The sequence below is a fragment of the Paucibacter hankyongi genome, from assembly GCF_037482915.1.
Lineage (GTDB): Bacteria > Pseudomonadota > Gammaproteobacteria > Burkholderiales > Burkholderiaceae_C > Paucibacter_A > Paucibacter_A hankyongi.
Genome location: NZ_JBBHJX010000007.1, coordinates 13,110 through 31,344 on the forward strand (window position 1 = coordinate 13,110; position 18,235 = coordinate 31,344).

At 61.3% G+C, this 18,235-nt stretch carries 17 protein-coding genes; 12 read left to right on the forward strand and 5 right to left on the reverse strand.

Features of this window, described 5'->3' with window-relative positions:
• Nucleotides 1-62 precede the first annotated feature (62 nt).
• The 7 genes from WG899_RS12020 to WG899_RS12050 all read left to right on the forward strand — a co-directional run bounded on the left by WG899_RS12020 (nucleotide 63) and on the right by WG899_RS12050 (nucleotide 7,481).
• On the forward strand, nucleotides 63-1,241 hold the full coding sequence (locus tag WG899_RS12020; RefSeq protein ID WP_339595893.1) for an isovaleryl-CoA dehydrogenase: 1,179 nt from the start codon (nucleotides 63-65) through the stop codon (nucleotides 1,239-1,241).
• A complete protein-coding gene (locus WG899_RS12025; RefSeq protein WP_339595894.1) occupies nucleotides 1,241-1,831 on the forward strand; it encodes a GNAT family N-acetyltransferase in 591 nt (196 codons plus the stop codon). The genes WG899_RS12020 and WG899_RS12025 overlap by 1 nt, the downstream gene beginning before the upstream one ends.
• Complete coding sequence (can, locus tag WG899_RS12030; RefSeq protein ID WP_339595895.1) at nucleotides 1,828-2,508, forward strand: carbonate dehydratase; 681 nt, start codon at nucleotides 1,828-1,830, stop codon at nucleotides 2,506-2,508. Before WG899_RS12025 ends, can begins: the two co-directional genes overlap by 4 nt.
• Before the next feature lie 34 nt (nucleotides 2,509-2,542).
• On the forward strand, nucleotides 2,543-4,408 hold the full coding sequence (gene aceK / locus WG899_RS12035; RefSeq protein ID WP_339595896.1) for a bifunctional isocitrate dehydrogenase kinase/phosphatase: 1,866 nt from the start codon (nucleotides 2,543-2,545) through the stop codon (nucleotides 4,406-4,408).
• A gap of 16 nt (nucleotides 4,409-4,424) precedes the next feature.
• Nucleotides 4,425-5,603, forward strand: a complete 1,179-nt coding sequence (locus tag WG899_RS12040; protein WP_339595897.1) for an acetyl-CoA C-acyltransferase — start codon at nucleotides 4,425-4,427, stop codon at nucleotides 5,601-5,603.
• Nucleotides 5,604-5,819: 216 nt separating this feature from the next.
• The gene (udk, locus tag WG899_RS12045; protein WP_339595898.1) at nucleotides 5,820-6,461 is read left to right on the forward strand and encodes a uridine kinase; all 642 of its coding nucleotides are present in this window, start codon (nucleotides 5,820-5,822) and stop codon (nucleotides 6,459-6,461) included.
• A 219-nt stretch (nucleotides 6,462-6,680) separates the two neighbouring features.
• Nucleotides 6,681-7,481 carry a substrate-binding periplasmic protein gene (locus WG899_RS12050; protein ID WP_339595899.1) on the forward strand — a complete coding sequence of 267 codons (801 nt, stop codon included), beginning with the start codon at nucleotides 6,681-6,683 and terminating at the stop codon, nucleotides 7,479-7,481.
• A gap of 178 nt (nucleotides 7,482-7,659) precedes the next feature.
• On the opposite strand, the gene WG899_RS12055 is transcribed toward WG899_RS12050, so the two are convergent.
• The 3 genes from WG899_RS12055 to WG899_RS12065 all read right to left on the reverse strand — a co-directional run bounded on the left by WG899_RS12055 (nucleotide 7,660) and on the right by WG899_RS12065 (nucleotide 9,219).
• Nucleotides 7,660-8,112: an ester cyclase gene (locus WG899_RS12055; RefSeq protein ID WP_339595900.1), complete on the reverse strand. Its 453-nt coding sequence runs from the start codon at nucleotides 8,110-8,112 to the stop codon at nucleotides 7,660-7,662.
• Between the two features lie 63 nt (nucleotides 8,113-8,175).
• Nucleotides 8,176-8,574, reverse strand: coding sequence for a hypothetical protein (locus tag WG899_RS12060; RefSeq protein WP_339595901.1), 399 nt, complete (start codon nucleotides 8,572-8,574; stop codon nucleotides 8,176-8,178).
• A 258-nt stretch (nucleotides 8,575-8,832) separates the two neighbouring features.
• Nucleotides 8,833-9,219 (reverse strand): hypothetical protein, encoded by a 387-nt coding sequence (locus WG899_RS12065; RefSeq protein WP_339595902.1) that lies wholly within the window; start codon nucleotides 9,217-9,219, stop codon nucleotides 8,833-8,835.
• 751 nt (nucleotides 9,220-9,970) lie between these two features.
• Here WG899_RS12065 and WG899_RS12070 point away from each other — a divergent pair.
• From WG899_RS12070 to WG899_RS12090, 5 genes are all read left to right on the forward strand, one after another.
• Nucleotides 9,971-10,648: an SDR family oxidoreductase gene (locus tag WG899_RS12070; RefSeq protein ID WP_339595903.1), complete on the forward strand. Its 678-nt coding sequence runs from the start codon at nucleotides 9,971-9,973 to the stop codon at nucleotides 10,646-10,648.
• A gap of 126 nt (nucleotides 10,649-10,774) precedes the next feature.
• On the forward strand, nucleotides 10,775-11,905 hold the full coding sequence (locus WG899_RS12075) for an acyl-CoA dehydrogenase family protein (protein ID WP_339595904.1): 1,131 nt from the start codon (nucleotides 10,775-10,777) through the stop codon (nucleotides 11,903-11,905).
• Between the two features lie 118 nt (nucleotides 11,906-12,023).
• A complete protein-coding gene (locus WG899_RS12080) occupies nucleotides 12,024-13,661 on the forward strand; it encodes a GNAT family N-acetyltransferase (protein ID WP_339595905.1) in 1,638 nt (545 codons plus the stop codon).
• Between the two features lie 227 nt (nucleotides 13,662-13,888).
• On the forward strand, nucleotides 13,889-14,797 hold the full coding sequence (locus tag WG899_RS12085) for a hypothetical protein (protein WP_339595906.1): 909 nt from the start codon (nucleotides 13,889-13,891) through the stop codon (nucleotides 14,795-14,797).
• 205 nt (nucleotides 14,798-15,002) lie between these two features.
• A complete protein-coding gene (locus WG899_RS12090) occupies nucleotides 15,003-15,659 on the forward strand; it encodes a 2-hydroxychromene-2-carboxylate isomerase (RefSeq protein ID WP_339595907.1) in 657 nt (218 codons plus the stop codon).
• Nucleotides 15,660-15,715: 56 nt separating this feature from the next.
• Here the strand turns inward: WG899_RS12090 and WG899_RS12095 are convergent, their stop codons facing one another.
• Both WG899_RS12095 and WG899_RS12100 read right to left on the reverse strand, forming a co-directional pair.
• Nucleotides 15,716-17,269, reverse strand: a complete 1,554-nt coding sequence (locus tag WG899_RS12095) for a methyl-accepting chemotaxis protein (protein ID WP_339595908.1) — start codon at nucleotides 17,267-17,269, stop codon at nucleotides 15,716-15,718.
• 121 nt (nucleotides 17,270-17,390) lie between these two features.
• Nucleotides 17,391-18,200: a substrate-binding periplasmic protein gene (locus WG899_RS12100; protein WP_339595909.1), complete on the reverse strand. Its 810-nt coding sequence runs from the start codon at nucleotides 18,198-18,200 to the stop codon at nucleotides 17,391-17,393.
• Nucleotides 18,201-18,235 lie beyond the last annotated feature (35 nt).

The following is an 18,235-nucleotide window of genomic DNA, read 5'->3' on the forward strand; positions in this document are numbered from 1 at the left end:
TTCGCCTCAATATCGCCTCAATAAATGACTCTGACCCCAATTTAGAGATCTTGGAGACACCCATGAATTTGCCCGGCCTGAATTTCCAACTTGGTGAAGACATCGACGCGCTGCGCGATGCGGTGCGCGACTTTGCGCAGGCCGAGATCGCGCCGCGCGCGGCCGAGATCGACCATTCCGACCAGTTCCCCATGGACCTGTGGCGCAAGATGGGTGATCTGGGCGTGCTGGGCATCACCGTCGGCGAAGAGTACGGCGGCGCGAACATGGGCTATCTGGCCCACATGATCGCCATGGAAGAAATCAGCCGCGCCAGCGCCTCGGTGGGTCTGAGCTACGGCGCGCACAGTAACCTCTGTGTCAATCAGATCAAGCGCAACGGCAACGAAGCGCAAAAAGCCAAGTACCTGCCCAAGCTGATCACGGGTGAGCATGTCGGCGCCCTGGCCATGAGCGAGCCCGGTGCCGGCTCCGATGTGCTGAGCATGAAGCTCAAGGCCGAGGACAAGGGCGGCTACTACCTGCTCAACGGTAACAAGATGTGGATCACCAACGGCCCCGACGCCGACACCCTGGTGGTCTACGCCAAGAGCGAACCCGAGCTGGGCGCGCGCGGCGTCACCGCCTTCCTGATTGAGAAGGGCATGCCCGGTTTCAGCATTGCGCAAAAGCTCGACAAGCTGGGCATGCGCGGCAGCCACACCGGCGAGCTGGTGTTCCAAAACGTGGAAGTGCCGGCCGAGAACGTGCTGGGCGCTGTCAACGGCGGCGCCAAGGTGCTGATGTCGGGCCTGGACTACGAACGCGCGGTGCTGACCGGCGGCCCGCTGGGCATCATGCAAAGCGTGATGGACAACGTGATCCCCTACATCCACGACCGCAAGCAGTTCGGCCAGAGCATCGGCGAATTCCAGCTGATCCAAGGCAAGGTGGCCGATATGTACACCGTGCTGCAAGCCGGTCGCTCCTTTGCCTACACCGTGGCCAAGAACCTCGACCTGCTGGGCGCTGAACACGTGCGCCAGGTGCGCAAGGACTGCGCCTCGGTCATCCTCTGGACGGCCGAGAAAGCCACTTGGATGGCCGGCGAGGGCGTGCAGATCTTCGGCGGCAATGGCTACATCAACGAATACCCGCTGGGCCGCCTCTGGCGCGATGCCAAGCTGTATGAGATTGGCGCAGGCACTTCGGAAATCCGCCGCATGCTGATCGGCCGCGAGCTGTTTGCCGAAACGATGTAATGACCGAAGCCCAGGTCCAGATCCCACCGCTGCAAGGCAAGCATTGCTTGTTGCGCGAATTGCGCCTGGGCGACGCGCCGTCCTTGGCTCGGCATGCCGATGACGTGGAGGTCTGGCGCAATCTTCTCGACGGCTTTCCTCACCCCTACACCTTGGCGGACGCCGAGGCCTGGTGTGGCAGCGGGTGGCGCGATTGTGGACATGTCTGGGGCATCGAGGTCGACGGTCAAATCATCGGCTGCATTGGCTTTGAGGCGCAGTCGGGTTGGCTGCGCTGCAATGCCGAGATCGGCTATTGGATTGGCCAAGCCTTTTGGCGGCGCGGCATCTGCAGTGAAGCGCTGCGTCTGGTCACCGCCTGGGCCTGGGCCAATCTGCCCGATCTGAACCGGCTCTGTGCGGGCATCTTTGCCTGGAACCAGGGCTCGCAAGCGGTGGCGCGCAGCGCCGGCTACACGCTGGAGGCGCAGTTGCCGCAAAGCGCCTTCAAGGCCGGGCACTTGATTGACCGTGTGGTGTGGGCGGCGTATCGGCATCCAGTCTCGCCCGCAAGCCAGCTGTCATTCGATCCCCTGACAATTACGCCATGAGCACCGAACTTCAAGAGCTGCTGGACAGCAACAAGCAATGGGCTGCGGACACGGAAGCGCGTGAGCCCGGTTTCTTCTCTCGTCTGCTGAAGCAGCAAACCCCGCAATACCTGTGGATTGGCTGCGCCGACAGCCGCGTGCCAGCCAATGAGCTGGTCAATCTGCTGCCGGGCGAGTTGTTCGTGCACCGCAATGTGGCCAATGTGGTGGTGCACTCCGACTTGAACTGCCTCTCGGTGATGCAGTTCGCGGTGGACGCGCTCAAGGTCAAGCACATCATCGTGGTTGGTCACTCCAACTGCGGCGGCGTCAAGGCCGCGCTGCTGGATGCCCGCACCGGCTTGGTCGACAACTGGCTGCGCCATGTGCAAGACGTGCGCAACCATCACCAAGAGTGGCTGGACCAATTGGACATCGAGCAACGCGTCAACGCCTTGTGCGAGTTGAATGTGCTGGAGCAAGCACGCAACGCCTGTCAGACCACCATCGTGCAAGACGCCTGGGCGCGCGGGCAAGAGATCGTCGTACACGGCTGGGTTTACGGCCTGCACAACGGGCTCTTGGAAGACCTGCGCATCACCGCGGCCTCGGCGGATCAGGTTGGCCCCGCATTCCAGCGTGCTTTGAGCGCGGTCAAGCAGCGCTACGAGAGCCAACGGCTACAGTCGACCGGCTGAACAACTCCTCAAGCCCCGCCGACAAGGACTGCGCATGTTCCCGCAGAAGCTGACAGACTCGCGAGCGTTTGAGATCGCCCAGACCATGTTGGGCGGCTTCAATCGTCACTACCGCTTGTTCCGCGCCACCAGCGCCGAGGCCAAGCGGCGCTTCGAGTTGGCCGACTGGCATGGCCAGCAGCGGGCCCAGCGCGAGCGGATCGAGTTCTATGACAAGCGCGTCGACGAAGCGATCGACTTGCTGGAAGAGCGCTACCAGGCCAGTTCGCTGCCGATGGAAGTCTGGCAGCAGGTCAAGCTGCACTACATCGGCCTGCTGACCAACCACCACCAGCCCGAGCTGGCCGAGACCTTTTTCAACTCGGTCTGCACCCGCATCCTGCACCACAGCTACTTCCACAACGACTTCATCTTTGTACGGCCGGCGGTGTCCACCGAGTACATCGAGAACGAAGAGTTGGCTGCCAAGCCGACCTACCGCGCCTATTACCCGACGCGCGAAAACCTGCACAACACCATGCGCCGCGTGGTCACCAACTTCCAGCTGGAGCTGGAGTTTGAGGACCTGGACCGCGATGTCGACTTGGTGCTGAATGCCGTGCGCAAGCAGTTGGGCGACTTTCGCTGGCGCACCAATTTTCAGATCCAGGTCTTGTCCAGCCTTTTCTATCGCAACAAGGGTGCCTATTTGGTCGGCAAGATCATCAACGGCTTTACCGAGACGCCGTTTGCGCTGCCCATCCTGCATCGGGAGCCAGCCGATCCCGTTGCGCCCGCAAGCGGCAAGCCCTTGCTTTACATCGATGCGGCCCTGTTTGGCGAAGACGACCTCCTGATGCTGTTCAGCTTCGCGCGGGCCTACTTCATGGTCGATATGGAAGTGCCCAGCGCCTATGTGCAGTTCCTGCGCTCGATGATGCCGCGCAAGCCGCGCGCCGAGCTCTACAGCGCCATCGGCCTGCAAAAGCACGGCAAGAACCTGTTCTATCGCGACTTCCTCTATCACCTGCGCCACTCGTCCGACAAATTCCGCATCGCCCCGGGTATCAAAGGCATGGTGATGCTGGTGTTCGATCTGCCCAGCTACCCCTTTGTGTTCAAGCTGATCAAGGACTTCTTCCCGGCGCAAAAGGAAAACACCAGTCGCTTGTCTGTTCAGAGCAAGTACCTGCTGGTCAAGCAGCATGACCGCGTCGGCCGCATGGCCGACACGCTGGAATACTCTAACGTTGCATTTCCTCGCCATCGGTTTGATGAGGAGTTGGTCGCCGAGCTGAAGCACTTTTGCCCCAGCCTGCTGGAGATCCAAGGCGATGACTTGGTGCTCAAACATGTCTACATCGAGCGCCGCATGGTGCCCTTGAACATCTATCTGCACGAGGCCACCCCGCAGCAGATGGAGCATGCCGTCATCGAATATGGCAATGCCATCAAGGACCTGGTGGCCGCCAATATCTTCCCCGGCGATATGCTGTGGAAGAACTTCGGCGTCACTCGCCACGGCAAGGTCGTGTTCTACGACTACGACGAAATCGAATACCTGACCGATTGCAATTTCCGTTATGTGCCCGAGCCGCGCAATGAGGAAGAAGAAATGTCGGGCGAGGTTTGGTACCGGGTGGGCCCCCGCGATGTCTTCCCCGAGACCTTCGGCCCCTTCTTGCTCGGGCACCCCGGCGTGCGCGAACTCTTTATGCGCCACCACGCCGATCTGCTCGATGCCGACTACTGGCAACAGCACAAGCTGCGCATCCTGAATGGCCATGTGCACGATGTCTTTCCCTACGACCCTCACAAACGCTTTGCCCATGCGCAAAGTCGCTTGACGCCCGCATCACCACCCACCGTCGATGGCGCCGCCTTGATGGCGGCCAGCCATCACGATCTTTCCGTTCAATAAACCAGGAGCTTTCACCATGTCTGATTCCATCGTCATCGTCTCTGCCGCTCGCACCCCCATCGGCGGCCTCTTGGGCGACTTCGCCGGCCTGCAAGCCTGGGAACTCGCCGCGGTTGCCATCAAGGCCGCGGTCGAGCGCGCCGGCGTGCCCGGCGACGCCATCCAAGAAGCCTTCATCGGCAACTGCCTGATGGCCGGCCAAGGCCAGGCCCCGGCACGGCAGGCCGTGCTCAAGGCCGGTCTGCCGCAATCGGTCGGCGCCGTAACCCTGTCCAAGATGTGCGGCGCTGGCATGCGCGCCACCATGTTTGCCCACGACACGCTGAAGGCCGAAAGCGCCGACATCTTGATCGCCGGCGGCATGGAGTCCATGACCAACGCCCCGCACCTGATGTTCGCGCGCAAGGGCGTGAAGTACGGCGCCGCGCAGATGTACGACCACATGGCTCTGGACGGCCTGGAAGACGCTTACCAGCGCGGCAAGGCCATGGGCGTGTTTGCCGAAACCTGCGTCGCCAAGTACGGCTTCACCCGCGAAGCGCAAGACGCCTTCGCCGTGGCCTCCACCGAGCGCGCCAAGCGCGCCAATGAAGACGGCAGCTTCGCCTGGGAAATGGCACCCGTCACCGTCAGCAATCGCGGCGTGGACACCGTCTTCAGCCGCGACGAGCAGCCCTTCAAGGCCAAGCTCGACAAGATCGCCGGCCTCAAGCCCGCCTTTGTGAAGGACGGCACCATCACCGCCGCCACCTCGTCCTCCATCTCCGACGGCGCCGCCGCCCTGGTGCTGATGCGTGAAAGCACCGCCGCCAAGCTGGGCCTGGCCCCCATCGCCCGCATCGTCGGCACCGCTGTGCACGCCAACGCTCCTGAGTGGTTCACCACCGCCCCGGTCGGCGCTATCGACAAGCTGCTGAAGAAAAACGGCTGGGACGCCAAGAGCGTCGATCTGTGGGAAGTCAACGAAGCCTTCGCCGCTGTGACCATGGCTGCCATGGCCGAGTTCAAGCTGCCGCACGAGATCGTCAACGTCAACGGCGGCGCCGTCGCCCTGGGCCACCCCATCGGCGCTTCCGGTGCCCGCATCCTGGTCACCCTGCTGGGCGCGCTGAAACATCGCGGCCTGAAGCGCGGTGTGGCCGCGCTGTGCATCGGCGGTGGTGAGGCCACTGCCATGGGTGTGGAACTGATCTAAGTTCCAGACACTGCTTCACTAGCCAAGCAAGCCAGCGTCCTCAGGGCCGCTGGCTTTTTTGTTCTCCGTCTTGAATTCAGCTGGAGCGTGGCGCCGGCATGAGGGACGGAATAGGCCGCATGAACCCAAAGCGCCTCCCTCGGCCCTCATAAAATCTGGCCCTTCTCTCGCTTGCCAATTCGCAGGCCCCGTCCCTTCTTGCCGCAGCGCCACCCCATGCCCAAATCTACCCACAAACCTTTTGTCATCGGTGTCGCAGGCGGCAGCGGCAGCGGCAAATCGACGGTGACGCGCCAGGTGGTGGCTGCCATCGGCTCGGAGAACGTGGCGGTGGTGATGCAAGACGACTACTACCGCGACCAATCCCACATGCCGCCGGAAGACCGGCGCAAGCAGAACTACGACCACCCGGATGCCTTTGACTGGCCGCTGATGACCCAGCACCTGGCGGCGCTGCGCAAGGGCGAGGCCATCGCCATGCCGGTCTACGACTTCGCGGCCGACAACCGCTCCAGCGACACCATCACCGTGAACCCCGCGCCGATCATCGTGGTGGAAGGCCTGTTCGCGCTGTACGACACCAAGCTGCGCAACATGATGTCGCTGAAGATCTATGTGGACACCGCCTCGGACGTGCGCTTCATCCGCCGCCTGCAGCGCGACATTTCAGAGCGGGGTCGCAGCACCGAGTCCGTGGTGAGCCAGTACATGGACACCGTGCGCCCCATGCACAAGCAGTTCATCGAACCCACCAAGCGCAATGCCGACGTGATCCTGCCCCACGGCGCCAACGGCCCGGCGGTGGACATCATCACCACCAAGGTGAGGAGCTTGTTGCAGGAGATGGGGCGGGGGTGAGCTTAGGCCACGCTGGCTGAGGCCTAACCCTCTCGCTGCGCGCCTTCAGCTTGTTGATCACGACTGGGAAGGCGAAGCGGAAAAGCCGGGCCGTGATCGGTCAACGTCGGGTGTGGGAGTTAGGAGTCTGGGCTATTGATTGAAGGCCTTAGACCTGGTTCTCAGGTTCCTGCGCCTCGCCAAATTGCCACAATGTCCCCAGCTCCCAATCCCTTGAAGATGAAACCCACACTCGTCCCGCACCACGCTATTGGCAAGACTTTGTGGCACTTGGTGTGCTGGTTTGTCTTGTTATCGCCGGCAAGTGCGTTCGCGCGCGAATTGAAGTTCGTCGGGCCCGACCAGCCGCCGTACTTCTGGCTTGCCGACGGACGGCCCAACGGGGCGATTGTGCAGGCGTTGGATCTCGCCTGTGCCCGGCTAGGCCATACATGTAGCTATGAAGTGCGTCCCATGGCGCGCGCTTGGACCGAAGTCAAGGCGGGCGCTTTCGATGGCGTGGTGGGCCTGTCGTTCAACAAGGACAGGGCGGACATCTTGTTCAACCCTGCCCCGATCTTCCCCGCCAATGTGGCGTATCTGCGCATTGCCGGCAAGAGCAAAACGCTGCGCAGCGAGGCCGAATTGAACGGCGTGATGATTGGCGTGGTCCGGGGATCGACCAGCGCGAGAAAACTGCGTGAGCGTCAGGCGCGCATCGAACAACTAAAAATCAGCGAAGAAGCGAATGTCGAAACCTTGGTCAAGCTTTTGAAGCTTGACCGATTCGGCGCCGACGGCGCCATCTTTGGCATCGGCCCTTCCTTTGTCTTCGAGGCGCGCCGCCAGGGAGTCGCGTTGGAGCCCATCCTGGTGGCCGACCTCAACCACTTGGGCGTGGCCTTCTCTCGCAAAGCCCTTGACGATGCCGAGGTCGATGCCTTCAACCTTGAATTCAAGGCCATGGCCAAGAGCGGGGCGATCAGAAGGATTTCCGCCCAGTACGGACTGTTGGACGCGCCGCGAGACAGTGCTCGGTAAGGCCGCTGCGGTCTTGTTCATGCGCTCAAACGCCAGCCCGTCCTTTTGGCTTCGCCAGCTGAGCGTGTAACAGTTGGGGTCACCCGTTAGCCGACCTCGTCAAGTAGCAAGCACGTGCTCCTGCACTGCAAAAGCACGCCGCCTTCCTTCAAGACTGGGTTTACCGTTGAGGTTTGAGTTAGGCATCGCCGCCTTGCCGCTTCGGCTTCTGCAAGCTTCGAGAAAGCGACTTTCGGGCGAGAAGCAGTCGCTCAGCAAGTTCCGTGACGACCCATTCCTCCGCAATGAGTGTGCCGGAAAAGCGACTGACCACCATCTCGCGCCAGATGATGGGCTGACCTGTACCAGGGAATCCTTTGAAGGAACCTGTATGGGTTGCGCGCATGGTCCTCTGCCAGTTCACGGTGTCTGATGAATCAAGGAAGAACTGCACCTCAACACTCAGGTCGGGAAACGCTCCGCGATACAGATCGACAACTGATCGAACCAAACTTGTTCCACCTTGTACGTCCTGATCCGTGAGGTGAACCACGTAGTCAGGAGCGAAGTACTGACTTGTGGCGTCGACCTGGCCATCGCGAAACAGCGTGTAGGTGGCATTCAGGATCAGATCACGGGCAGAGTAGTTCATGGGCAACTGCGGGTGTCTTTCGATGCCCAATGTAGCGAGTCCGGTTGAACGACAGGTTAGGCCTCACGCAGCCTCCCCGAGGGACCAAACCCTGACGCGCTCACCAGCAAGCTTGTGCGGAACCTGCCCTGGAGGGAGCCCGGGGCACATGTAGAACACATAGCGATGAGCATGGTGTGCCAAGAGCAACTTCTTTACATCAGCAATTAGCTTCTGATTGTTCGTCGGCGTCACCGCGGCGAATACCTCCGCGACGATGCCGCCATCTTCAGAGGTCTCGATGTCCCAGCCAGAAACGTTGCCCAAGTTGAGCGTCAAACCAGCAACAGCCGGATGTCGTTCAAAGAGTATCTCGGCCGCCCTGAACGCCGCCAGGTAGGTAAATGTTTGGTTCAGCTGTTCAATCAGATTCAGGCGCCTCGATCGATCCAACGGATCGTGGCCCAAGGGTTCGAACTTCATTCGCGTAAGGGCGCGAAGTGGGTCTGCTCCTGCAACGGCCGCAGCTAGTGCTGAATGCGTTGCGGCCGCCGATGCGCGGAGCATCTCAAGGCGCTGGTCCGTTCCTTCATCCCGACGTAGCTCTATTCGCTTTGTCACTTGCTGAGGCCTAACGTTGGACGTAACGGGCGCCGGCGCGCAGCGGAGGGCACCAAAAAGCAACGCTTTTTGGCGTCCCGTTGACAGACTTGTTAGCCGTTTGAAGCGCCATGGTTCTGCCTACAGCGGCAAGGTATTCAACAGAAACTGCGAGAACGAAAGCTTTTCGCTCCCCGGACGGACGTCCTGAAACAGTTGACTGACACGCGATGAAAGCTCAAGGCTGACAGAGCCTTTGTCGTCGCGAATATGAAACTTCGCCAAGTTATCTCGAACGTACGCCGTTGGAACGCGGAGATGATGAATGGACGTGGAGTCGCTGCTCACTAACAACAGATCAAGCGCCTCATACCGGCCAGATGTGAACTTTTCAACTGGAATGTCAAACCACCAAACCGACTTGCTGGCATTGACGTTTGCGAAGTGCGTTGTTGCGTTAGCGAGGGAGAGATTGAATGCCTGGCTAACCGTTGTGATTGCCTCGCGCTTAGTGATGCTGGCGGTCATGTCTCGGCCTCGTGTGTGAATGGCTAACGTGTTGTATATCGACGGCAAACGCCGCTTATCAAAACCGGTGTCGTCATAACAGGCGCCATGCACTTAGGGGTAAGTGTCTGATTGCACAGAAATTTTTGCGGGTGAGTTGGTGTGTCATGCGACATTAAATTTCCTGAAACAAGCGGCGTCAGTTACAGATGTCAGCAAAGCCAATGGCTGACTGGTTCGCCCACTATATTGCCAGCATTGCCGGAGGCGATGTCCATGGCTGGGCGAAATCTAACTGGGGATTTCCCCGGTCAGTTGCAAGTTTCTCGTAGAAGTGTTGAGGCTAGCCTTAGACCCAAAGCCACGGTGTAGTGCTCAAGGCTGGCGCTCAGGGTGGCGCAGGGGGGGGCAGCCCATTTCGGCGGCGTCTGCGTTGTTGTCGCCGCTGCTATTCATCAGCTCGGTCAGATCTCGCGGCTCGCCCTTATGCAGCAACTCCAGGTCGACCTGAATTCATCAAAGCTGTTGCAAACCACCAGCAAGCGGCCGCCGCCTGCGGCATCTATCGCTTCGCTGGCTTCCAGCGCGGAGAGGGCGGAGGGGCGGACGTATGTTCATGCAGGCGGTCTAGGCGCTGCCTTGGCGATCAGGTGTTTCACAGCAGGTAGAGCGCCAAACGCATTCCCCGACAATCCAGTTTCATTGGGATACACCCAGCAGGCATTCAATCAATCAGTCTGTCGGTCAGTCAGACAAACGAGGGTGAGCAAAGATGGGCAGTCGCAACAGTGTTTTGATCGTCGGCGCTTCGCGCGGCATTGGCTTCGAATGGGTGCGGCAGGCGCGCGAAGCGGGCGACCGGGTGGTGGCCACGGCGCGCGACGAGGCGGGGCTGCAGCGCCTGCGTGATCTGGGTGCGGTGGCGCTGAAGTTGGACGTCATGAACACGGCCAGCGCCTCGGGCCTGGCCTGGCAGATCGATGGCTATGCCTTCGATCAGGTGGTCTTGGTGGCGGGTGTGTACGGCCCGCGCTCGACAGGGCTGCAAACGCCGACCGAGGCGGAGTTCAACACCGTCATGCAAACCAATGTCTTGGGGCCGATGCGGGTGTTGCCTCAGCTGCAAGACGCGCTGGCGCCGGGTGCGCGGCTGGCCATCATTTCCTCGCGCATGGGCTCGATCAGCTTGCGCAGCAATGGCCAGGGCTGGCTGTACCGCGCCTCCAAGGCGGCGGTGAATTCGGTGCTGAAGGACGCGTCGCTTTTGCTTCAAGGCAAGGCGGTGTGCATCAGCGTCCACCCCGGCTGGGTGCGTACCGAGATGGGTGGCGAGGGCGCGGACATCGAGGTGCACACCAGCGTGGCCGGCATGCGCGCGGTGATGGCGGGTTTGAGCCCAGCCGACAGCGGCAGCTTCATCAATTACGACGGCGAACGACTGAGCTGGTGAGCCGGTGAACGGACCGCACCCTGCGCCTCGGCGAAGGCAGACTTCGCCAGACGCGGTATCGTTCAGGTTTTGCCGCGCGCTTGATGCGCGTGGCGCTTGAATACAGACCTATCCGAGACAAACGCCATGTTGCTTTCCGACGACCACCGCGCCATCCAGGACGCGATCCGCGCCTATGTGCAAACCGAGATCGCCCCGAAGGCGGCGCAATGGGACAAGACCCATCACTTCCCAGCCGCTGAGCTGCAGGGCCTGGCCGAGCTGGGTTGCTACGGCGTGGCGGTGCCCACCGAGTACGACGGCGCGGGTCTGGACTATCTGGCGCTGAGCATCATCTTGGAAGAGATCGGCGCCGGGGACGGCGCCACCTCCACCGTGGTCAGCGTCAACAACTGCCCGGTCTGCTCCATCCTGATGGCTTTTGGCAATGAAGACCAAAAGCAGCGCTTCCTGAAGCCGCTGGCGCGCGGCGATATGTTGGGCGCGTTCTGCCTGACCGAGCCGCATGTGGGATCGGAGGCCGGCGGCCTGCGCACGACCGCAGTGCTCGACGGCGACGCCTATGTGCTGAACGGCGTCAAGCAGTTCATCACCAGCGGCAAGAATGGCGATGTGGCCATCGTCATGGCGGTGACCGACAAGGCCGCCGGCAAGAAGGGCATCAGCGCCTTCTTGGTGCCGACCACAACGCCCGGTTACGAAGTGGACCGCATCGAAGACAAGATGGGCCAGCACGCCAGCGACACCGCGCAGATCCGCTTTGAGAACTGCCGCGTGCCGGTGGCGAATCGCTTGGGTGAAGAAGGTCAGGGTTTGAAGATCGCTTTGTCGGGCCTGGAGGGCGGCCGCATCGGCATTGCCTCGCAAGCGGTCGGCATGGCGCGTGCGGCCTTTGAGGCGGCCTTGAAGTACAGCAAGGAGCGCACTTCGTTTGGCCAGGCCATCTTCAACCACCAAGCCATCAATTTCAAACTGGCCGACATGGCCACGCAGATCGAAGCGGCGCGCCAGCTGATCCACCACGCCGCCAGCTTGAAAGACGCCGGCCAGCCCTGCCTGAAAGAGGCGGCCATGGCCAAGCTCTTCGCCACCGAGATGGCCGAGCGCGTCTGTTCCGATGCGATCCAGGTGCATGGCGGCTACGGTTATGTGAGCGACTTCCCGGTCGAGCGCATCTACCGCGATGTGCGCGTCTGCCAGATCTATGAAGGCACCTCGGAAGTGCAAAAGATTTTGATCGGGCGCGCGCTGACTTAATCGGCTTTGGTTGCTTGGGGCCTATGAACTGCGCCCAAGCGGCGCATGTTCTGCGACTTGGCCGATTGCCCGGCGGGCCGGGCTGAGGCGGCCGAGGCCCTGGCCTACCATTCGGCCTATGTCATCCCATGCCCTGAGTTTCAAGATCGCCGATCGACCCGAAGAGTTCGAAGCCATTCACAGGCTCAACTACCGGACCTTTGTCGAAGAAATCCCGCAACATGCCAGCAACGCCGAGCGGCGCTTGGTGGATCGCTTTCATGCCGAGAACACCTATGCCATCTGCCTGAATCAGGGCGAGGTGGTGGGCATGATTGCCGGCCGCTGCCAGCGCCCCTTTTCTTTGGACGGCAAGCTTGCCGAACTCGATCAGCATTTGCCGCCGCACCAAAAGGCGGTGGAAATTCGTCTCTTGGCGGTTGATCCTGCGTTTCGCAAGCATGCGGTGTTTGCGCGCTTGGCCGGTGTGTTGGCGCGTTACTTCCGCGGCCAGGGCTGTGACCTGGCTTTGATCTCCGGCACCTTGCGGCAGACCAAGCTTTATCGGCACTTGGGGTTCGAACCCTTCGGCCCTTTGGTCGGTACGACGGATGCGCCTTACCAGCCGATGCTGATGCGCCTGCCTGAGTACGCGGCGAAGGCGGCGCATCTTGAATACCTCTCGGATGGGCAGCACGCCAGCTTTTTGCCGGGGCCTGTGGCCATCTCGCCGGCGGTGGCGCAAGCGCTGGCTGAGCCGGCGCATTCGCACCGCGGCGCGCAGCATCTGCAGCGCTTGGGGCGAGTTCGCCAGCGCTTGTGTGAGCTGGCCTCTTGCGAAGATGCCTTGGTGTTCCCGGGTACGGGCACCCTGGCCAATGACGCCGTCGCGGGGCAGCTCTCTTTGTTGAACCAGCCAGGCTGGGTCATCAGCAATGGCGAGTTCGGCGAGCGCTTGGCGGACCACGCTCGGCGCTGGCGCTTGCCGCATCAGGTGTTGAATTTGGGTTGGGGCGAGGCCTTGTCGGCTGAGCGCTTGAACCAAGCCATGGATGAGCAGCGCCCCGCTTGGTTGTGGGTGGTGCTGTGCGAAACCTCCACCGGAATGCGCAACTCGCTGCCGCTCTTAAAGGGGGCCTGTGCGCGTGTGGGCGCTCGGCTGTGTGTGGATGCGGTCAGCGCCTTGGGGCTGCAGCCAATGGACCTGCAGGGCGTGTGGCTGGCCAGCGCTGTCAGCGGTAAGGCACTGGGGGCGTATCCGGGCCTGGCGATCGTGCTGCACAACGGCGCTTTGCACGCGCCAGGGCAACTGCCGCGCGCCATTGACCTGGGCGTTTTTGCGCAGGCGCAAGGGGTGCCTTACACCCAGAGTTCAAATTTGTTGGCGGCTTTGGAGGCGGCCCTAGACATCGATTGGACGGCCCGCTGGCAGTCGGTGTCTGAAGCGGATGCCTTTTTGCGGGAGGCCTTGGCGAACGAGGCCACGGCTGTGGCCGGCGAGGCGCCATGGCAGTTGCTGGTCAGCGGGCCCGAAGCGATGCCGGGTGTGTTGACCTTGGTGCTTGACCCCTCGCTGCGCGCCAGCCGATTAGGCCCCTGGCTCGAGCGTGCAGGCTTCAAGCTGGCCTGGCAGAGCAGCTATTTGCAAGAGCGCAATTGGCTGCAAATTTGCTTGATGGGTGCTTGGAATTCGGCCGCCTTGGACCTGCTGCCCTCGCAGTTCAAACTCGGCTCAGCCAGGCTGGCAAGGGTCACGGTGCCGGCACGGGACATCTGAGCGGCCTGCCTCTTGGCCCTTCCTTGTGACCCTGCGGCGGAGCCCGTTGCTTGACTCCGTATGCCCGCAGCGGCACCAGGGTCTGTACAAAACACACACAGACAAGCGAAACCAGCATTTTTAAAATGCCGCCTAGCTGTCCAAAACACCTAGTTTTCAGGGGTGTTAGACACATTTCGCCGCCAGGCCTAGACCCCAGCCTTTTTGAAAGCTCTCGAGGAATATCCATGGATAAGCAAGCCGCCCACATCAATACCAGCCCCCGTCTTCGCCCCTTGCTGGCTTTGATGACTTTGTCGGCGGCTGCCCTGCTGAGCGCATGTGGCGGCGGCGGTGGTGGCGGCGGCGAGGTGACACCACCTCCTCCGGTGGATGCTGCGGAGTTGGCCGTTTTGGTCAAGCCGATCAGCAGCCCGACTCCCTCGAACAGCACCAGCCAACCAGTGGCGACCATCAAGCTCACCAATGTCGGCAAGGGTGTGGCGGAAACGACCGACTTCAACATCACGGCCGATGCTGATTTGGAGAGTCTGAAGGTGGTCAAGTGCACGACGGACAATCCCGCCTCGGCCTGCCCGGGCCTGGGTTCGCGCATGACCGTCAGCAAGCTGCAGCCCGGCACTTCGCTCACATTCGAGGTGGCCGGCTTGCTCAAACTGGGCACCAGCAAAGTGATCAATATGGGGGCTTCTGCCAGCACCACCAACAGCGGGCAGGTTTCGAATGCCAACCATTCGGTCGGCTTCAAGGTCTACAGCGTTGATGCCGCCGTGCAAGCCACTGGCCCCAGCACCGCCGTTCCGGCCGGTGGCAGCTTTAACTATGTGGTCACTGTGACCAACAAAGGACCGGATGCCGCCACGGATGTTTCTTTGGGCACTGATCTGCTGAGCAACCCCACTGCGCCTATCTTGGGCACCATCAGCTGCAGCGCCTCGGGCGGAGCCGTATGCCCAACTGAACTGAAGGTGGGCGTGATGAACATTCCCAATCTGCCGAAAGATGCTTCCCTGGTGATCACGCTGCCTTACCAGTTTGCGCCCGGCGTCACCCAAGGCTTGAGGTTCAACACCAGTGTGCGAACCGCCGCTGACACGGACAGCAGTAACGACAGCTTCTTGGTCATTACTCCCTGATTTCAGTCGCTTGCAGCGAGGGGCCAGACCGGCGGGTCTGGTCCCTTTTTTTATCAGCGGCATCCCTGCAGCAATGGTGGTGGAGGGCTTGCTCGATTGCACTGGTGCGTCAGTCGCACCAGCCTTGTTGTGGCTGTAGTTTTGCGGGCGAACCTGCTCGCTTGTCCGGCTGCACTTTTGCCTTGAAATGCACTACGGTTGAGCCATGCTAGAAACCACTTTCCCTGAGCGCGCCGCGCAAGCCATGCAGCGCGGCCCCATCCAGTTCTATTTCGATTTCTCCTCGCCGTATTCCTATATCGCTTCGGAGTGGATCGGTGCTGTGGCCGCGCGCCATGGTCGCCGCGTGCAATGGCATGCGATCCTGCTTGGTGCGACTTTCCAGGCGGCCGAGTTGAAGCCCCCGGTCGCCTATCCCCTCAAGCGCGAATATGCCTTGCGTGACTTTGAGCGCTCGGCGCAGTTCGCCGGTTTGCCTTATCGCCAACCGGAGAATTTCCCCATCCCCACGCAAAACGCGGCGCGGGTTTTTTGGTGGCTCAACAGCCAAGATCCTGCAAGCGCTGTGGCCTGGGCGCGGGCGGGCTTTCGCGCCTATTTCGCGCGCGGCGTGGCCTTGAATGACCCCGTCCAGCTGAAAGAACTGGCCGTGCAAAGTGGCTTGGATGGAGACGCCGCTGAGGCCGCCTGGTCGGACCCGCAATGGAAGGAATGCTTGAAAGCGGCCAATGACGCCGCGATTGCGGCGGGCGTCTTTGGCGCCCCGTATTTCATCATCGACGGCGAGCCCTTCTGGGGCAATGACAGGCAGGCGCAGATCGAGCGTTGGCTCAGCTCAGGCCCGTTCAAGGGCTTGGCTTAGGCCGCAGCTCGGTAGCGTCTTGCTTGGCGATACAGCCGGCATCGTGATGCCTCTGTCTAGCGCAGTTTGAAATAGGCCACGCCGGCCACCAGCTCTTCGGCTTGCGTCTTCAAACTGCTGCCTGCGGCGGCCATTTGTTCTACCAAGGCTGCGTTCTGCTGCGTGGCGTGGTCCATCTGCGTGACCGCTTCGCCCACCTGGGCCACACCGGAGGCCTGTTCGCTGCTCGCAGCGCTGATCTCGCCCATGATGTTGGTGACATGGCGAATGCTGCTGACCACCTCGGTCATCGTGGTGCCGGCCTTGTCCACCAGCGCGGTGCCTTGTTCGACGCGCTCAACGCTGGCATTGATCAAAGTCTTGATTTCCTTGGCCGCCTCGGCCGAACGGCCGGCCAGTGAGCGAACCTCCGAAGCCACAACGGCGAAACCACGTCCCTGTTCACCTGCCCGAGCCGCCTCCACCGCTGCATTCAGCGCCAGGATATTGGTTTGAAAGGCGATGCCGTCGATGACGCTGATGATGTCGCTGATCTTGCGGCTGGACTCGTTGATGCCCTTCATCGTTTCCACCACCTGGCCGACCACTTCACCGCCTTCCACTGCCACATTCGATGCCTTCTGGGCCAATTGATTGGCTTGACGGGCCGAGTCGGCGTTTTGCTTGACGGTGGCGCCCAGCTCTTCCATGCTGGAGGCAGTTTCTTCCAGCGCACTGGCTTGCTGCTCGGTGCGTGCAGACAGGTCGTTATTGCCCGAGGCGATTTCGGCACAGGCGGTGGCCACGGCTTCCGAGCCTTGGCGCACGGTACCCACCACTTTCACCAAGTTGGCGCGCATGGTTTCAAGGGCCTGCAACAAGCGCGCGGTTTCATCGCGGCCTTCGGCGTGGATGACCTGGGTCATATCGCCGTCTGCAATGGCATTGGCGGAATTGACGGCCGCTTCAATGGGCTTGGCGATCGCTCGCGAAATCATCAGGGCCAAGGCCACCGCGAGCACGACGGCAAACACGATGGCAATGATCACCAGCATACGGGCCTGAGAGTAGGTGGCCTGCGCACTCGTCCAGGCGGCCGCTGAGCTCTTGGCGTTGATCGCTCCCAGCTGCTCCGCATCGGCCAGTGCTTTGTTGAACGTTGCAGAAGAATCTTCCCGGTACAGTTTTTGCGCCTCTGCAGCGCCGGCTTCACCTTTGCGAGAAACCGGGCGCAGCTTTTGATCCCATACGGCATACCACTCATCCCGGTGCTGCTTGAAGGCAGCGAGTGCTTTGATTTCCGCCTCCGAGTCAAATATCTTGGCCGCCTCAGGTTCTAGATCCGCCAGCTCCTTGCGGGTCTTTGCTATTCGGGCTTCTTGTTCGTCCATTTCGCCATCATTGACCGACATCACATGGCGGGCTTCTGCTCGACGTATCAACTGCAGCAAGTTGCCCATTCGAGCCGCGGTCATGACGCTGGGCAGGTTGTTGGTGGCGATCTGTTCGGTCGAGTCATTGACCGAACTCAGTTGCGACAGGGCCAGCAGCCCTAGGGCGAAAACCAGGGCCACGATGGCCGCAAAGCCGGCGCCGATTTTGGCGCTGATGGAAAGGCTGGAGAAGTTCATGTCAATGACTCCATTCACGGGCTATATATCCACTCGGGCCATGCTAGCCGAAGCGCTGCCGTTTGAGTCAAGCATTTGCCTGAACTTTCATGCCAGCGGGCAAGAACTGACCCCGCGATAGTCAGGGTGCCGCCGTGCTCAGCCCTGCGTTACTGAGGATTTTTTGATAGCTGCCATCCGCCCGCATACTGCGCAGGCCTTGGTTGAAGGCGCCGAGCAGGGCCTCCTGCTCGGGGTGGCTTTTGGCGCAAGCCAGGTAGGTGTCCTTGCGCTCAATGCCGGGCGGCAGCCACTGCACCGTGCCTTGCAGGCCGGGCTCGTTCCTGATGGCGTACTCGCCGCTGTCCTTGTTGCCAAATGCCAGTTGTATCCGCTCTCGCGCGAGTTTGAGTAGATTAAATTTGATGCCGCCCGAAGGGTCCAGACGCAGCCCTGCTTCTTGCAGCGCAGGTGGCAAATAGCTGCCTCGTTCCACGCCGATCAGCTGCTGCTGGAGCGCGCCGGGCTCGCGCCAGTCTTTGAGCGTGGAGTCACGCCTGACGAAGAAGCCCAGCTCCTGCTGAACAATCGGCAATGAGAAGTTGAATAGCTGTTCTCGCTGTGGATTGCGCCAAATGCCCAACACCAGGCAGCGCGTGTCTTCGCCTTCTTTCAGGATGCGGGCCCAGGGCATGAAGTGTGTCTGCACGACATAGCCCGAGCGCTTGAAGGCCTCGGTGGTGATCTCGATCACAGGCCCCATTTTGGGCAGCCTGGGGCTGTTGAAAGGCGGGAAATCACCGACGCAGATCGGGACAACGGGCGCGATAGACGCTGCCGGTGCAGCCTGGGCGCTACTCCCCGCCGCGCTGCAAGCCAAACCAATCCACAGCCCGGCCAGCAGGCGCAGCGATGAATGGTTTAGACGAGAGAAGCGAGCCGGGTGTTTCACCCTCTAACGATAACCTGAAGTGGGTGGGGCCAAAG